Source organism: Arthrobacter sp. 05T442 (assembly GCF_056395945.1).
The window spans coordinates 132,656-149,080 of the sequence record NZ_JBFTKM010000007.1 but is presented as its reverse complement, the minus strand read 5'-3'; the positions used below and the strand labels follow the sequence as shown (position 1 = coordinate 149,080).

At 64.8% G+C, this 16,425-nt stretch carries 17 protein-coding genes; 16 read left to right on the top strand and 1 reads right to left on the bottom strand.

Features of this window, described 5'->3' with window-relative positions; genetic code table 11:
• Complete coding sequence (locus AC1DES_RS09525; RefSeq protein ID WP_476895447.1) at positions 1 to 723, top strand: L-threonylcarbamoyladenylate synthase; 723 nt, start codon at positions 1 to 3, stop codon at positions 721 to 723.
• Complete coding sequence (locus AC1DES_RS09520) at positions 720 to 1,487, top strand: WecB/TagA/CpsF family glycosyltransferase (RefSeq protein ID WP_476895446.1); 768 nt, start codon at positions 720 to 722, stop codon at positions 1,485 to 1,487. Before AC1DES_RS09525 ends, AC1DES_RS09520 begins: the two co-directional genes overlap by 4 nt.
• Before the next feature lie 9 nt (positions 1,488 to 1,496).
• On the opposite strand, the gene AC1DES_RS09515 is transcribed toward AC1DES_RS09520, so the two are convergent.
• Positions 1,497 to 2,393 (bottom strand): glycosyltransferase, encoded by an 897-nt coding sequence (locus tag AC1DES_RS09515; protein WP_476895445.1) that lies wholly within the window; start codon positions 2,391 to 2,393, stop codon positions 1,497 to 1,499.
• Between the two features lie 242 nt (positions 2,394 to 2,635).
• Between AC1DES_RS09515 and AC1DES_RS09510 the strand changes: the two genes are divergently transcribed.
• The 14 genes from AC1DES_RS09510 (at position 2,636) to AC1DES_RS09445 (ending at position 16,326) form a co-directional block, all read left to right on the top strand.
• Positions 2,636 to 3,736 (top strand): MraY family glycosyltransferase, encoded by a 1,101-nt coding sequence (locus AC1DES_RS09510; protein ID WP_476895444.1) that lies wholly within the window; start codon positions 2,636 to 2,638, stop codon positions 3,734 to 3,736.
• Positions 3,737 to 3,871: 135 nt separating this feature from the next.
• Positions 3,872 to 4,357: a hypothetical protein gene (locus tag AC1DES_RS09505; RefSeq protein ID WP_476895443.1), complete on the top strand. Its 486-nt coding sequence runs from the start codon at positions 3,872 to 3,874 to the stop codon at positions 4,355 to 4,357.
• A complete protein-coding gene (locus tag AC1DES_RS09500; RefSeq protein WP_476895442.1) occupies positions 4,350 to 4,679 on the top strand; it encodes a hypothetical protein in 330 nt (109 codons plus the stop codon). The genes AC1DES_RS09505 and AC1DES_RS09500 overlap by 8 nt, the downstream gene beginning before the upstream one ends.
• Before the next feature lie 91 nt (positions 4,680 to 4,770).
• Entirely contained in the window at positions 4,771 to 5,571 is an 801-nt protein-coding gene (gene atpB / locus AC1DES_RS09495; RefSeq protein WP_476895441.1) for a F0F1 ATP synthase subunit A, read from the top strand.
• A 78-nt stretch (positions 5,572 to 5,649) separates the two neighbouring features.
• A complete protein-coding gene (gene atpE / locus AC1DES_RS09490) occupies positions 5,650 to 5,868 on the top strand; it encodes an ATP synthase F0 subunit C (RefSeq protein WP_003804776.1) in 219 nt (72 codons plus the stop codon).
• A gap of 53 nt (positions 5,869 to 5,921) precedes the next feature.
• Positions 5,922 to 6,473: a F0F1 ATP synthase subunit B gene (locus AC1DES_RS09485; RefSeq protein ID WP_476895440.1), complete on the top strand. Its 552-nt coding sequence runs from the start codon at positions 5,922 to 5,924 to the stop codon at positions 6,471 to 6,473.
• On the top strand, positions 6,473 to 7,297 hold the full coding sequence (locus AC1DES_RS09480) for a F0F1 ATP synthase subunit delta (protein ID WP_476895439.1): 825 nt from the start codon (positions 6,473 to 6,475) through the stop codon (positions 7,295 to 7,297). Before AC1DES_RS09485 ends, AC1DES_RS09480 begins: the two co-directional genes overlap by 1 nt.
• An 88-nt stretch (positions 7,298 to 7,385) precedes the next feature.
• The gene (gene atpA, locus AC1DES_RS09475) at positions 7,386 to 9,023 is read left to right on the top strand and encodes a F0F1 ATP synthase subunit alpha (protein WP_476895474.1); all 1,638 of its coding nucleotides are present in this window, start codon (positions 7,386 to 7,388) and stop codon (positions 9,021 to 9,023) included.
• Positions 9,024 to 9,099: 76 nt separating this feature from the next.
• Positions 9,100 to 9,993, top strand: coding sequence for a F0F1 ATP synthase subunit gamma (locus AC1DES_RS09470; RefSeq protein ID WP_476895438.1), 894 nt, complete (start codon positions 9,100 to 9,102; stop codon positions 9,991 to 9,993).
• Between the two features lie 81 nt (positions 9,994 to 10,074).
• Positions 10,075 to 11,529 carry a F0F1 ATP synthase subunit beta gene (gene atpD / locus AC1DES_RS09465; protein WP_476895437.1) on the top strand — a complete coding sequence of 485 codons (1,455 nt, stop codon included), beginning with the start codon at positions 10,075 to 10,077 and terminating at the stop codon, positions 11,527 to 11,529.
• 1 nt (position 11,530) lies between these two features.
• On the top strand, positions 11,531 to 11,815 hold the full coding sequence (locus tag AC1DES_RS09460) for a F0F1 ATP synthase subunit epsilon (protein ID WP_476895436.1): 285 nt from the start codon (positions 11,531 to 11,533) through the stop codon (positions 11,813 to 11,815).
• A 10-nt stretch (positions 11,816 to 11,825) separates the two neighbouring features.
• Positions 11,826 to 12,257, top strand: coding sequence for a DUF2550 domain-containing protein (locus tag AC1DES_RS09455; protein WP_476895435.1), 432 nt, complete (start codon positions 11,826 to 11,828; stop codon positions 12,255 to 12,257).
• Between the two features lie 5 nt (positions 12,258 to 12,262).
• Positions 12,263 to 13,630 carry an alpha/beta hydrolase gene (locus AC1DES_RS09450; RefSeq protein ID WP_476895434.1) on the top strand — a complete coding sequence of 456 codons (1,368 nt, stop codon included), beginning with the start codon at positions 12,263 to 12,265 and terminating at the stop codon, positions 13,628 to 13,630.
• Positions 13,627 to 16,326 (top strand): bifunctional lysylphosphatidylglycerol flippase/synthetase MprF, encoded by a 2,700-nt coding sequence (locus AC1DES_RS09445; protein WP_476895433.1) that lies wholly within the window; start codon positions 13,627 to 13,629, stop codon positions 16,324 to 16,326. The genes AC1DES_RS09450 and AC1DES_RS09445 overlap by 4 nt, the downstream gene beginning before the upstream one ends.
• Positions 16,327 to 16,425: the final 99 nt, after the last annotated feature.

The window sequence follows — 16,425 nt, the reverse complement described above, 5'->3', positions numbered from 1 at the left end:
GTGACGACTAGCTACGATTGCACGGCAGCTGACCAGCGCGCCGCAGGACTTGAACACGCCCAGCGGGCCATCCGCGAGAACAAGTGCGTGGTTTTCCCGACGGATACCGTGTACGGGATCGCCGCGGACGCCTTTTCACCCCTGGCAGTGACCCTGCTGCTCGCGTCCAAGGGCCGCAGCCGGAAGATGCCGCCGCCCGTCCTCATTCCGCGGCTCAACGCCCTCGACGGCCTCGCCACCGACGTTCCGGCGGAGGCGCGGCGGCTCGCCGAGGCCTTCTGGCCCGGGGGACTCACGCTCATCCTGCACGCCCAGCCCTCCCTGGACTGGGATCTCGGCGAGACGAAGGGCACCGTGGCCCTGCGGATCCCGGCCGACGACGTCGCCCAGGACCTGCTGACCCTCACCGGGCCGCTGGCCGTTTCCTCCGCGAACCGCACGGGCCACGCCGCGGCCCAGACCGCCGCCGACGCTGAGGCGCAGCTGGCGGAATCGGTGGAGGTGTACCTCGAAGGCGGACACCGGCCCGTCGAAGGAGCCGATGCCCTGCCGTCCACGATCGTCGACGCCACCGCCCTTCCGCTGCGGGTGGTCCGCCAGGGCGCCATCAGCCTTGGGCGGCTGCGCGGGGTGGTCCCCGACCTGGTGGACGTGGATGGCAACGCACCCGCCGCGAGCGATCCCAGCCCCGCCGGCTCGGGCGCAGACTCGGGCGTGGAATGACCCTGGACCGGCAGCGCGTCCCCGTCCTTGACGTGGAAGCGACACCCCTGACTGTCTCCGAGCTGACGGACGTCCTCAACCGGTACATTGCCGAAGGCGGGACCCGGACCGTTCTGGGCCACAACCTGCACAGCGTCACGCTCCTGCATTCCGATCCCGGATTCCGGAACTTCTACGAGCGAAGCGACGTGGTCCTGATCGACGGCGCGCCGGTGCTGTGGCTATGGGCCAAGGCAGCGGAGAGCGAAGAGCGCAACGGCCCCGTCATGGACTACCGGCTCGGATCGACCGACTGGATCCCGGCCCTGGCCCGTGTCGCGGGGCTCAAGAGGATCGCGGTGATCGGGGCCGGAGCCGTGGCCAACGCAGGCGCGGTCGCGCGGCTCAAGGACATCGTCCCGGGTTCGCAGGTCGACGGAATGCCCGGCGAAGGCTGGAATGAGCAGGTTGAGGACGCCGCCGTCGCCTGGCTCGGGGAACTGCGCCCGCAGCTGGTGCTGATCGGACTCGGCATGCCCCTTCAGGAAGAGGTCCTGCAGCGCAGGCTGGCGGCGTTGCCCCCTGCCGTCTACTGTGCCGTCGGCGGGGCGATCGAACAGATTGCGGGCGTCCAGAAACTGGCACCCCGATGGATCGGCCGCCTCGGGCTGGAATGGGCATGGCGGCTCATGCTCCACCCGAAACGGGTGGCTTACCGGGTATTCGGCGAACCGTGGGTGCTGCTGGGACTGCTGGCGCGGCGGCGGCTGCGCCGGACGCAATAGGGACAGCGCCTAGAACTTCTGGTCCTTCAGCGGACCGAAACCTTTGCCGCGCAGCCCGGTGGAAAATGCCCGGAACCAGTCCGCCAGGCCCCGGACATCGCCACGGCGCAGGAAGTAGCCGAGGTAGCCGCCCACGTCCGCGACCAACGACTTCACCCGGAAGTGGCGGCGGATCATGTACCCGCGGTTCCGGTAGTAGAAGTGGCGTTTGAATGCCGAGTCCGGCACGATCACGTGCCATCTGGCGCCATAGACGTGCTTTGTCTCGGCAAAGGCATGCGGGTGGGTGATGGCGGCCGTAGTCACTGTGCCAAAGCGGATGCCGGCCTTCCGGAGCCGGAGCGTGAAGTCGACCTCGTCGCCGCGGATGAACATCCGCATGTCCGGCAGCCCGACCTTGAAGAAGACATCGGACCGGATGAGGGCGCCGTTGAAGAAGTGTCCGTCGTCCGGCAGGAACCCGACCTTCTCCACTGCGGTGCGATCGTGGGTGACCTTTCCGTCCAGGCGGAAGAAGAACGACAGCTGGTCAGGATGGCCCGGGGCCACCACCAGTGGAACGACGGCGTCGAGGCCGCGCGCCTCGGCCTCACGGAGCAATGTGGCCAGACAGTCCGGTTCGGCGGGCTCGGCGTCGTCGTCCATCATCCAGACCCAGTCCGCGCCGCTGGCCACCGCCTTGAGGATCGCCAGCGAAAAGCCGCCGGCACCGCCCAGGTTCGCCTCGGACCGGATGTAATCCACGTTGGAGTGCCGGCCGGCGACGTCCTTTGAGGCGACGGTGCCGCTGTCGACGAGGCAGATGGAGCGGACCGGCGCGGTCTGGTTGTTGATGGCGTCCAGCAGAACGGCCAGCTCTCGGGGACGGTCAAACGTCACGGCAGCAACTGCAACCGACAGGGTCATCGCGGGGTCCTTTCAGCACGGCCGTCAGTGGTTTTCCCGGCTGCAATGGGCCGTGTGACGCGAAGACAGGTGGCCGTTGGCATTAGTATCTTGACTAGAGTCCACTGTAATACAGCCCTGTCAGGCACTACGCACTGCCTGCCCTGAGCACGGCGACGGAGAAGTTTCATTTATCGAAAGACAGTTCCACGGCCATTGAATTCTGCCTGCTCTGAGGCCTCCGCCGGGCAGGTGGCCTTCCCATGATCATGTACCTGCTCATGATGCTGACCGCGGCGGTCGTGAGCTACGCGGCCACCTGGGGTGCCCGGCTAGTGGGCAACAAGCTGGAGCTCTTTTCCCCGATCCGCAGCCGCGACATGCACTCCACCCCGGTCTCCAGGCTTGGCGGGCTTGGCATCTTTGCCGGCGTCCTCGTGGCGCTGGTCGTGGCGAGTGAGTCGTTCTTCGTCAAGGACATCTTCCGGAACAACGCCGCGCCGTGGGGAATCCTGGCAGGTGCCGGCGTGATCGTGCTGGTGGGTGTGGCCGATGACCTGCTCGATCTGCGGTGGTGGGTCAAACTGATCGGCCAGAGCGCCGCTGCCCTCGTGGTCGCCCTCTGGGGAGTCCGGATAGCGGTCATTCCCTTCATACCGGAACCGATAGTCGTCCAGTCCCCGACGCTGAACATCATTCTGACCGCCGGACTGATTGTGACCACGATGAATGCGTTCAATTTCATTGACGGGCTGGACGGCCTCGCCGCGGGAGTGGCGATCATCGGGGGAGTGGCATTCTTCCTCACGGCATACTGGGTCCACCGGAACGCGCCGTTGACCGATTTCTCGGACCTCGCCACGCTGCTGACTGCCGTTCTCGTGGGCAGCTGCGTCGGGTTCCTGCCGCATAACTGGTTTCCGTCCAAGATCTTCATGGGCGATTCCGGCGCCATGCTCATCGGGCTCCTGATGGCATCGGCCGGCGTCGTGTCCACCGGGCAGATCACGTCCGGACTGTATGACAGGGCCAACGGTATTCCGACGATCATCCCGATCCTGTTGCCGTTCGCCGTATTGTTCCTGCCCCTGCTCGACCTGTGCCTGGCGGTGGTGCGGCGGACCGCGCTCGGCCGGTCGCCCTGGTCGGCAGACCGCGGGCACCTCCACCACAAACTCCTGGACATCGGCTACTCGCACCGCGGAGCGGTGGTGCTGATGTACCTGTGGACGTGCATTCTAGCGTTCGGCGGACTGGCCTTCGCCATCTTCCCGTGGCAGATTGTCCTTGCCGTCGATGTTGCCGCCACGGCCGTGATGACCGTGGTGACGGCGTGGCCGTACCTCCGCCAGCGCACTCCGTGACCGATGTCCGGAACGCGCGCGTGAACCGCATGTTTATCCACTTTTCCGAATAATTTCTATCTACTGTAGAATTCAGGTGCGCGGCCATCCGCCGCGCCTGTTGACCAGCACCCACCCCACGACGATTGGGATCTCATGACCTCCAACGCCGATCCCGGACCCGCGTCCGGCACCGGGCCCGTTGGTGTCTCCGGTCCCACGACATCGCTCTGGCTGCGTCTGCTGGCCATCAGTTCGGCGGCTGCCGCAATCGCCCTGGCGCTGACGGGAATTGCCGCGTACGCCTACAACGGCGCAACGGGGCTATGGTCCTGCCTCTTCGGGGGAGTCCTGGTCATGGCGTTCTTCGCCATCAGCCTGGCTGTCGGCCACTTCGTCGGCCGGAACAACCCGTCCGGAGCCATTGGCCTCTTTGTCGCCACGTATTTCGTCAAGGTCGTGGGTTTCGCTGTCGTGCTGTTCGCCATCGGCGCGCCCGGCTGGCTGCATGGCCGCTGGTTCCTGATCGGAGCCGTCGTGGCAGTCGTGTTCTGGCAGGCGGCCGAGATCTATGGCTTCAGCAAGGCGCGGCTCCAGATTTACGACGACCCCAAACCCCGCGAAGGCGGCACCGATGTTTAGCCGCAAAGCCGGACGCAAAACGGCACCTGAAACCCCCAAAAGCACCGCCGGCGCCCCCGGTGTCTCCGAGGATGGCGGGGACGGCGGATACAACGCCGGAATCGCCGTATTCAGCTACATTGTTGGCGGAATCATCGTCTGGAGTTTGATAGGGTGGGGTCTGGATAATCTGTGGGGAACCCGCTGGATTGTGCTCGCAGGCGCCCTGCTTGGAGCTGCGGGAGGGTTCTATCTTTCTCATATGCACGGCCTCACCAGCTCCAGAACACCAGCTGGCGGGGATACTACTGCACGTGGCCCGTCCAAGGACGAGGAACAGTAATGCCAAATAATTTCACAGGGGGAGAAGCTGACAGGAATGTCGCCAATCCCCGACCAACGCCCAATGATGGACACTGCAGAGAGGAAACGCGTTGATCGCGCTTGCGCTCCCGGCCCAAGATTCAGGACAGTTCACCCCGCCTGGAATTGAAGAATTGCACCTGCCGGCAATCCTGCCCTGGGGTGCGGCAGAAGGATTCTCCAAGCAGATGCTGCTGGTAATCCTGTCGGTCGTTATTATCGCTACATTCTTTCTGCTAGCTGCGCGGAAGCAGCAGCTTGTTCCCGGCAAACTGCAGTTCGCAGGCGAGATGGCCTATGGCTTCGTCCGCAACGGCATCGCCAAGGACATCATCGGCGGCAAAGACTTCATGAAGTATGTCCCGCTGTTGTTCAGCCTGTTCTTCTTCATTCTCGTGAACAACATCTACGGCGCAATCCCCGTGATCCAGCTCCCGAGCTTCTCGCACGTCGGCGGGGCCTATGTGCTCGCCGCGATCGTGTACATCACCTGGATCGCCATCGGCGTCAAGAAGAACGGCCTGAAGTACTTCAAGCTGGCCACCGTTCCTTCCGGTGTCCCGTTCTACATCCTGCCGATCGTGATCCCGATCGAGATCATCTCCAACTTCCTGGTCCGTCCTGTCACGCACAGCCTCCGTCTGTTCGCCACCATGCTGGCCGGCCACCTCATCGTCATGATCGCGGGATCCGGAATCGAATTCCTCGTCATGCAGGAGAACGTCCTCCTGAAGGGCGCCTCGGTCCTCGTCCTGGCCGGCTCCGTGGCCATGTACATGCTGGAAGCGCTGATCATGGCCCTGCAGGCCTACGTCTTCACGCTGCTGACCGCCATCTACATCGAAGGCGCCCTGCACGCGGACAGCCACTAGGCACCCACAGTCTTCCCCTCGCGGGGATGAAGTACACCAAACAACCTGCCACATAGATGGCATCTTGAAAGGAAAAAAATGGAAGGCTCCATCAACGGCTCCCTCAACCTCATCGGCTACGGCCTCTCCGCCATCGGCGGTGGTATCGGTGTTGGTCTCGTGTTCGCTGCCTACATCAACGGTGTGGCACGCCAGCCGGAAGCGCAGCGCGTCCTGCAGCCGATCGCATTCCTCGGCCTTGCGCTGACTGAAGCCCTCGCCATCCTTGGCCTGGTCTTCGCATTCGTTCTCAAGTAAACCTTCAGAACTAAGCGAACATCCAGAACCGAGTAGATAAGGACGGGTGAATTATGCATCAGATGATCATCTCAGCCGCCACTGAACCGGCGGCTAACCCGCTCGTTCCCAACCCTTGGGAAATGGGCGTAGTCCTCGTCGGCTTTGCTGTCCTCTTTTACATCGTGGTCAAGTTTGTTGTCCCGATGTTCGAGAAGACCTTTGCGGAGCGCGCCGAGGCCATCGAGGGCGGCATTGCCAAGGCCGAAAAGGCCCAGGCAGAGGCTTCCGCCGCACTCGAAGAATACAAGCAGCAGCTCACTGATGCCCGTGCCGAAGCCAATCGCATCCGCGAGGAAGCCCGGGCCGAAGGCGCTCAGATCCTCGCGGATCTGAAGGAGAAGGCAGCTGCAGAGTCTGCCCGCATCACGGCCCAGGCCCACGCGGCGATCGAATCCGAGCGTCAGGCGGCCGTTGTGTCGCTCCGCTCGGAGGTCGGCACGCTGGCCACGACGCTGGCGAGCCGCATCGTTGGCGAGTCGCTGAGCGATGATGCACGGTCGGCCCGCGTGGTGGACCGCTTCCTGGCAGATCTGGAGAACCAGAACGCAGGTGTAGCTAAGTAATGGCAGGTGTATCGAGCGAATCGCTGGCCGCGGCGTTGATGGCGCTGGAAGCCAAGCTTCCGAACGCCTCGCTGCAGTTGGCTAAGGAACTCTTCGGGATCCTGGGAACGGTGGACAGCTCGGCTGGCTTGCGCCGCGCCTTGACTGACCCGTCCCGCAGCGGTGACGAAAAGTCGGCGCTGGTCAAGCAGCTCTTCGGCGGCAAGGTCTCCGCTGATGCTGTGGAGATCGCGGGCGGACTGGCCAGCTCACGCTGGGCATCGGCCCGGGATATCGGCGATGCACTCGAGACTCTTGCCGCTTCGGTGGTAATTGCCGTTGCCGAGAACAAGTCGGCCGTCTCTGCCTCCGGACTCAGCGGACTGGAACTGCTGGAGAACGATTTGTTCTCCTTCAACCACGCCGTGGAGTCCAGCCATGAGGTCCAGCGTGCTTTGTCCGAGCCGCAGGCGAGCTCCGCGGCTAAGACTGCACTGGCCGAAAAGCTCGTACCCAGTGCCAGCGAGGAAGCGAAAGTCCTCGTCGGACAGGCTGTTACCGCTCCCCGCGGGCTCAAGGCAACCAAGCTCGTCGGCCGTTTCGCCGAGCTTGCAGCCAAGCGCCAGCAGCGCTGGATTGCGACGGTCAGCGTCACCCGTCCGCTGACGGAGACACAGAACAGCCGCCTGCAGGCAGGGCTGAACGCCCTGTACGGGCGCGAGCTCAAGATCAACATGAACGTTGACCCGGCACTGATCGGTGGCATCCGGATCCAGGTTGGCGACGAAGTGGTTGACGCTTCCGTCCTGGCCCGCCTGGGCCAGCTTCACCGCCAGCTTGCTTAGCCAAGCCGGACAAGCACAACTTAACTGATAGCAACCCCGGTCATCGTGAGCAACGATGATCACGAAAACAGGAGAGCAGGGACTGCAGATGGCCGAATTGACCATCAACGCCGACGACGTCCGTATTGCGTTGAACGAGTTCGCGGCGTCCTACGAACCCGGAAACGCAGAGCGCGTAGAGGTCGGCCGTGTAACAACCGCAGGTGACGGCATCGCCCGTGTTGAGGGCCTTCCCTCGGTCATGGCGAACGAGCTGCTTCGCTTCGAAGACGGCACGCTGGGCCTGGCCCAGAACCTCGACGTCCGCGAGATCGGCGTCATCATCCTCGGTGACTTCACCGGAATCGAAGAGGGCCAGGAAGTCCACCGCACTGGACAGGTTCTGTCCGTCCCGGTCGGCGACGCCTTCCTGGGCCGCGTGGTTGACCCGCTGGGCATGCCCATCGATGACCTCGGCGAGATCAAGGCCGAGACCACCCGTGCACTGGAACTCCAGGCGCCCGGCGTGACCCAGCGCAAGTCGGTCCACGAACCGATGCAGACCGGGCTCAAGGCTATCGACGCCATGATCCCGATCGGCCGCGGCCAGCGTCAGCTGATCATCGGTGACCGACAGACCGGCAAGTCGGCTATCGCGATCGACACGATCATCAACCAGAAGGCCAACTGGGCTTCCGGCGATGTCAAGAAGCAGGTGCGCTGCATCTATGTAGCCATCGGCCAGAAGGCCTCCACGATCGCGGCTGTCCGTCAGACCCTTGAGGACAACGGCGCACTGGAGTACACGACCATCGTGGCTTCCCCCGCGTCCGACCCCGCAGGCTTCAAGTACTTGGCACCTTACGCCGGTTCGGCTATCGGGCAGCACTGGATGTATGGCGGCAAGCACGTCCTCATCGTGTTCGATGACCTCTCCAAGCAGGCTGAGGCTTACCGTGCAGTGTCGCTGCTGCTCCGCCGCCCGCCGGGACGCGAAGCCTACCCGGGCGACGTCTTCTACTTGCACTCCCGTCTGCTTGAGCGTTGTGCCAAGCTCTCCGACGAGCTCGGTGCAGGTTCGATGACCGGCCTGCCGCTCATCGAGACCAAGGCAAACGACGTTTCCGCCTACATCCCGACCAACGTGATCTCCATTACCGATGGCCAGATCTTCCTGCAGTCGGACCTCTTCAACGCCAACCAGCGTCCCGCCGTTGACGTGGGTGTGTCTGTCTCCCGCGTTGGTGGCGCCGCCCAGGTCAAGTCCATGAAGAAGGTCTCCGGTACCTTGAAGCTGGAACTGGCCCAGTACCGCGACATGCAGGCTTTCGCAATGTTCGCGTCGGACCTCGACGCCGCATCGCGCCAGCAGCTGACCCGCGGCGCACGCCTGATGGAACTGCTGAAGCAGGGCCAGTACTCGCCGTTCCCGATCGAGAACCAGGTTGTCTCCATCTGGGCCGGCACCAACGGCTACCTCGACGACGTTCCGGTTGAGGACATCAACCGCTTCGAGACCGAGTTCCTGGAGCACCTCAAGCACAAGTCCTCCATCCTGACGACGCTGGCGCAGACCAACGTCATGGACGATGACACCGCAGAAGCACTGAAGACCGCGATCGTGGACTTCAAGAAGGGCTTCTTCGGCGAGGGCGACAGCTACCTGGTTGGTGCCGGGCATGAGGAATACGCCCCCATCGACGAGGACAAAGTCGACCAGGAAAAAATCGTCAAGCAGAAGCGCTAGTTTCGCTGGCAGGCACTGCCGGGACCCGCACAGGTTCCGGCAGTCCCTGCCATCGGGATCTTAGGAAAGGATAAGTATGGGAGCCCAGATTCGGGTCTACCGCCAGAAGATCAGCTCGACGACGTCGATGCGCAAGATCTTCAAGGCGATGGAACTGATCGCTACCTCGCGCATCGGCAAGGCCCGAGCACGCGTAGCAGCTTCACTGCCTTACGCAAACGCAATCACGCGTGCCGTTTCTGCTGTCGCAAGCCAGAGCGAAATCGACCACCCGCTCGTCACCGAGCCGGCTCAGATCCGCCGTGCCGCCGTCCTGGTCATCACTTCGGACCGTGGCCTGGCAGGCTCGTACTCGGCAAGCGTGCTCAAGCAGGCTGAAGGTCTCATGGAGCTACTCCATGAGGAAGGCAAGGAAGTCAAGACGTTCCTGGTTGGCCGCAAGGCTCAGGCGTACTTCGATTTCCGGAACCGTCCTTATGGACGCGTCTGGACCGGCAACACGGACGCACCGGTTTTTGCGACTGCGCAGGAGGTCAGCGAGGCATTGCTGACTGACTTCGCAACGGCCTATGAAGAGGGCGGTGTCGACGAGATCCATGTCGTCTACACCCGCTTCAAGTCCATGGTGACCCAGGAGCCGACGGTTGTCCGCCTGCTCCCGCTTGAGGTTGTTGAAGAGCAGGCCGCGTCCGAGTCGGACCTCCTGCCGCTCTACGAATTCGAGCCGGAAGCGGAGCAGGTTCTCGATGCCCTGCTGCCGCGATACATCGAATCCCGCATTTTCGCAGCCATGTTGCAGGCGGCAGCTTCCGAGCTCGCAGCCCGTCAGCGGGCAATGAAGTCCGCCGGCGACAACGCCACGGAACTCATCAAGAAGTTCACGCGTCTGCGCAACACTGCCCGCCAGGCTGAAATTACGCAGGAGCTTTCCGAAATCGTGGCCGGTGCCGACGCGTTGAACGCGTCCTAGCCATCCCCGGGCCTGGATCCTGCTGTACCTGCACCAAAGTAAACTTACCCCCAACGCCATCTACTGAGTGAAGTGAGAGAGATGACTGCCACTGCTACCGAACACGTAGCCGCGACGACCGGTGCTACCGGCCGTATTGCACGTGTTATTGGCCCGGTTGTCGACGTCGAATTCCCGGCTGACGCAATCCCCTCGATTTACAACGCACTCACCACCGAGATTACTCTCAACGGTGAGACCAAGACCATCACGTTCGAGGTCGCCTTGCACCTCGGCGATAACGTCATTCGCGCCATCTCCCTGCAGGCCACCGACGGACTCGTCCGCGGTACCGCTGTGGTGGACACCGGCGCCCCCATCTCCGTGCCCGTCGGCGACGTCGTCAAGGGACACATCTTCAACGTCCTGGGACAGCCGCTTGACGTGACTGAGGCCGAACTCGAAATCACCGAGCGCTGGCCCATCCACCGCAAGGCCCCGGCCTTCGCGACGCTTGAGGGTTCCACCGAGATGATGGAAACCGGCATCAAGGTCATCGACCTTCTCACCCCGTACATCAAGGGCGGCAAGATCGGCCTGTTCGGTGGTGCCGGCGTCGGCAAGACCGTGCTGATCCAGGAAATGATCACCCGTGTTGCCCGCAACTTCGGCGGCACCTCGGTGTTCGCCGGTGTCGGCGAGCGTACCCGTGAAGGCAACGACCTCTGGGTCGAAATGGAAGAGGCCGGCGTCCTCAAGGACACCGCCCTTGTCTTCGGCCAGATGGATGAACCGCCGGGAACGCGTCTGCGCGTGGCCCTGTCGGCACTGACCATGGCGGAGTACTTCCGCGATGTGCAGAACCAGGACGTGCTGCTCTTTATCGACAACATCTTCCGCTTCACCCAGGCAGGTTCCGAGGTCTCCACCCTCCTCGGCCGCATGCCGTCGGCCGTGGGCTACCAGCCCAACCTGGCAGACGAGATGGGTCTCCTCCAGGAGCGCATCACGTCCACCAAGGGGCACTCCATCACCTCGATGCAGGCCATCTACGTTCCTGCAGATGACTACACCGACCCGGCTCCGGCCACGACCTTTGCACACCTGGACGCGACCACGGAACTTTCCCGTGAAATCGCTTCCCGTGGTCTGTACCCGGCCGTTGACCCGCTGACGTCGACCTCGCGCATCCTGGATCCGCAGTACATCGGCCATGACCACTACAGCACGGCCGTCCGCGTCAAGCAGATCCTGCAGAAGAACAAGGAACTTCAGGACATCATCGCCATCCTCGGCGTTGACGAGCTCTCTGAGGAAGACAAGATCGTTGTCTCGCGGGCACGCCGCATCCAGCAGTTCCTCTCGCAGAACACCTACACTGCCAAGCAGTTCACCGGCGTCGAAGGCTCCACCGTGACCATCAAGGACACGGTTGAAGGCTTCACCGCCATCTGCGACGGCGACCTCGACCACATTGCTGAGCAGGCGTTCTTCAACGTCGGCGGCCTGGATGACGTCGAGCGCCAGTGGGCCAAGATCCAGGAACAGACCAAGTAATATGGCTGAGCTTGAGGTTGAGATTGTCGCAGCGGATCACTTCGTGTGGTCCGGAGCGGCCAAGATGGTCAAGGCCCGCACCAGCGATGGTGAAATCGGAATCCTGCCCGGCCACTCGCCCCTGCTGGCGATTCTGGCCGAAGGCGAACTGGCGATTGAGCCGGTGTCCGGTGACCGCATTGCTGTGACCGTTGACGGCGGATTCTTCTCCGTCGACAACAACAGGGTGGTCATTGTTGCCGACAACGCCCAAATGGGCGATGCGGCTGTCGCGGGGATCCGCTAGCCCGACCTTGATGAACGATATTGGTTCGCCGTTCATCGTCCTGGCAACGCTCTTTGCGCTGCTGGTTTTTGCACTGTGCCTCTCGGGGGTGCGCCGCGTCAATCTGCGGCGCGCCCTCGGCACGGTGGACGCCTCCATTTGCATGGCTGGAAACAGCTGGCAGATGGGGGTTTGCCGTTATCAGGACAACGACCTGGAATGGTTCCGCCTCGTTTCGCTCAGCATGCGCCCCAAGCACACCTTCCGGCGCAGTTCCCTGGAGCTGACCGGGCGGCGCAAGCCCACCGAGTCCGAACTCGTCAAAGTCCAGCCTGACGCCGTGATCGTGGAGCTCCGCTATGAAGGCCAGGACGTCCTTCTGGCGATGAGGTTCGATGCCTACACGGGCCTGTCCTCCTGGCTTGAGGCCGGGCCGGTCGTCGGCGTCGGCACCTGGCGCTAGTGCCGGTGGACTTCATTGAAGACATCCGCTTGGTGGACGGCCCGGTGGTCTGGATTGCCTGGGCGGCCGGCGCGGCGGGACTGGCCTACCTCCTGTGGCGCAGCAGCCGGAGGCATGCGGTCGGGACGACCACCGTGGTGCTCTCTTGCGTGAGCTTGCTCGCCGCGGCCGTGGTCGCGGGTGTGCACCTGCTGCTGATCTACGTCCTCTCGGTCTTCCCCGAGGAGCTCCCGTGGGAGACCCTGCTCTGGTCAGTCCCGGGCGTCGCGGCCATGCTGCTGTGGCTGCTGCGCCTGCACAGCATCTGGGGACGGAAGCCCTTTCTCTCACGCATACCGGAGGCAAGCCAGCGGGTCCTGCACCGTTGGCGCGACACTGCAATCGGCACCGGTGCGCTGCTGGGCGTCCTCATGCTCTCCGCGGCCCAGATCAACGTCTACTTCGGCCTGAACCATACCGTCAGTGACCTGACGGGAACCGCCGTGGCGCGGATCCAGCCGCTCGGCCAAGGGCTGCAGCGCCAGGCAGGGGATTCGCCCGCCACGAGCCTCACCGGATGGACCCAGTCTGGAGATCTTCCCGACGGCGTCATCCGCAAGGCCGCGATCCCCGGCACCCGCTCCGGCTTCCACGGCCGCGACGCGTACATCTATCTTCCGCCGGCCTACCAGTCCGTCCGGAGACCCGCGCTGCCGGTACTGGTGCTCTTCTCCGGCCAGCCGGGCAGCCCGGCCGACTGGCTGGTCGGCGGCGCCCTCCGGAGCCATCTTGACCGGTTCGCCTCGCAGCATGCCGGCGTGGCACCGGTAGTGGTGGTGGTTGACCCGAACGGCTCGGCCGGCGGCAACACCCTGTGCATGGACAGCCGCATTGCGCAGGCGGACACCTTTCTCTCCAGGGACGTGCCGGACTGGATCAAACGAACGCTTGACGTCGACCCGGATCCGCGGCAATGGGCCGCGGGCGGCTTCTCCTTCGGAGCCACCTGTGCGATGCAGATGGTGACGCGGCACCCGGACGTCTACAGCGCCGCGCTGGCGTTCTCGAGCGAGAAGGAACCGGCCCTCGCCAAGGAGCGGGACAAGACCATCCAGGCCTCGTTCGGCGGTGACACGGCCGCGTTCGAGCGGCTGACACCGCTGCAGCTCCTGAAAGAGCATCGTTTCGACGGGCACGGGATCTACTTCGGCGCCGGCGAGCGCGACCCCGAGTTCATCGGGTACATGGACCTGCTGTCGGACGCGGCGCGGAAGTCCGGATTCACCGTCGAAGCCCGCCGGATCGCCAATGCCGGCCATTCGTGGGAGACCGCGTCCAATGGATTGCCCGGGGGTCTGGACTTCCTTGCCAAACGTTGGGGCATCAGGCCATGAGGGCTGCCATGGCGTCCCGGCGCCGGCCCGCTATCCAGGGCGCCTCCCTCCTGGGCGTCTGGCGGCAGGCCGTACGCCGGGCCCTGCGCCACTTCCGCGCCGTGCCCTTCACGCTGGCGGTCCTTGGTGTCTTCCTCGCCACCGGCGCCGCCACGGGCAGTTTCCTCGCCGGGCCGCCGGACTCCCTGCTGGACGTCGTCTCCGTCAGTGCCCCCGGCCTGAAGGCAGGCCACTGGTGGTCCCTGTTCACCTCGCTGTTCTTCGCGACCAATCCGTTCGCCTACCTGGCGGCCGCGCTCATGATCCTGCTGCTGCTCGGCCTCGCCGAGCGGCACCTGGGCACGCTGCGCACTGCCGTGTTCTATTTCGCTGGACAGTTCGCCGCCGTGACGGTGTTCCTGTTGCTGACCCAGGTGGCCCGCTACGCGGGCGACGGCTGGCTTGGCCTGATGGTGGACGCCAGGCTGATCGGTCCCTATGCAGCCGTCGTCGCCGTGACCCTGGCCGCCAGCGGACTCCTGCCTACCCTGTGGCAGCGTCGGCTCCGCACCGCCGGGGTGTCCGTGTCCCTGCTGCTGGTGCTGTACGTGGGCCACCCGGAGACTGTCGTCGGGCTGACCGGGGCCCTGGCCGGACTGGCGGCGGGCTGGTGGATCCAGGGGGACCGGGGGACGCTTCACCGTCACCGCTCGACAGGGCGCGAAACCCGCAATCTGCTGGCCCTGACGGTGGCGATCTTCGCCGTCGGGCCTATCCTCACCGCCGCGGTCAGGAGCCCCACGGGGCCGCTTGCCCTGCTGCGGGACGTCGTGCTGAATCCGCTGCCGACCCTGAGCCAGCTGGAGCAGAACTGCGGGGGCACCGTGGATGTCAGCTGCCTAGAAGCGGGCAGGGCGGGTTTCGCCGGGCCGCTGGGACTCGCGCTCGCGATCGTCCCCGTGGTGCTCCTGCTGATTTGCGCAGACGGCATGCGCCATGGCCGGCGCCTGGCACTGCGGATCGCCATCATCGTCCAGCTGGCCGTGACGGCCTTGGCGGCCGTCTACCTGGCTCTGTTCGCCCGGATTCCGCACTACCCCGCCAGGCCCCAGACCGCCGTGATGGGGTCCGGCTTTGTCCATATCCTCCCGCTCGTGGCGGTGCCGCTGCTGCTCGTGGTGCTGCTCTGGGCAAACCGGCGGCAGTTCCGGGTGGAAACGGCCCCGCGGTCCCGGCGGAACCTGGGGCTCGTCGTCGGCGGGACCTGGCTGGTGCTGGCCGGCAGCTATGCCGCGGTCTGGCTTGCTGACGGCGGGATGGAGCGCGACGGCGGCCCGCTCGGACTCGTCGCGGAACTGGCAAGGCAGTACCTGCCGTTGCCGATTCCCGGCGTCTACAGCCGTATTTTCCAGTACCGCGACGCCGTCGAAGCGTTCCTGTTCGCCTACGCGGGGATCATCTTCTGGGTTATTGCCCTCGCCGCCGTGTGGCTGGTGCTGCTGCGCCGGCTGCACCGCACGGAGGTCGGCTCGGGGGACCGGGAGGTGGCGCGCGCGCTGATCCGTCAAGGCGGCGACTCGCTGTCCTGGATGGCACTGTGGGAGCCGAACAAGTTCTGGTTCACGGCCGACGGTCGGGGCGGGGTGGCCTACCAGCAGCACGGAAATGTGGCGCTGACCCTGGCCGGCCCGTTCGGTTCCGCCGCATTCCATGAGGACACTGCGGAAGGGTTCATGCGGTACTGCGCCGAGCACGCCCTCATCCCGTGCTTCTACTCCTGCACCGACGAGCTGTGGCCGATGCTCCAGGCCCGCGGCTTCCGGCGGGTTGCGGTGGCCCAGGAGACCAGGCTCGCCGTCCGGGAACTCGAATTCAAGGGCAAGGAGTGGCAGAACGTCCGCACCGCCCTGAACCGTGCGGCGAAGACCGGTGTGCGGGCCGTGTGGGGACGCTACAGCGGGCTTCCCGCGCCGTTGCGGGCCCAGCTAAGTGAGGTCTCCGAGGAATGGGCGGCCCAGAAACCCGTGCCGGAAATGGGGTTCACGCTGGGGAGTATTGACGAGCTCGACGACGACGAAGTGCTCTGCTGCCTGGCGGTGGACGCCGAGGGGCGCGTGCAGGGCGTCACGAGCTGGCTCCCGGTCTTCGACGGCGGCCGGCTGGTGAGCTGGACGCTGGACTTCATGCGCAGGCGCGCGGACGCCTTCCCCGGCGTCATGGAATTCCTGATTGCGTCCGCGGTGCGGGAACTCAAGCAGACGGTGGAGGTCATCTCCCTGTCCGGCTCGCCGCTCGCCAAGGGCCGGGCCGAGGACTCCGCCGGCGAAGCGGGCGGATCGGCCTCCGGCGCCGGCGACGCAGGGGACCTGGCCGGGGACAACCCGCGGGCCACCGCCGGAGACAACGCGGACACCGCGGGGGGCGGCCGTGCCGCCGGCAACGGCGATGCCGACGATGATCACGACGGGCCGCCCGACGCCGGGCCGGAGGGGCTGGCGGGAATCCTGGACGTGGTGGGCAGGGCGCTGGAACCCGTCTACGGGTTCCAGTCACTGGCCACCTTCAAGTCCCGTTTCAAGCCCGACTACCGGACGCTCTACCTGTATTACCAGGACCCGTTGCAGCTGCCCGCCATGGGACGGGCCCTGAGCAGGGCGTACCTTCCCGGACTGTCGGTGCGGCAGAGTGCGCGGCTCCTGCGGACCCTCGTGGGCTGACGCGCTGTCCGGTTCTTCCCGTCAGGTTCTTTCCATAAGGCACGTGTCGGCCGTGGCGGGACGGCGACCGGACCGGCGGCGGGAACACAAAAAAATGAT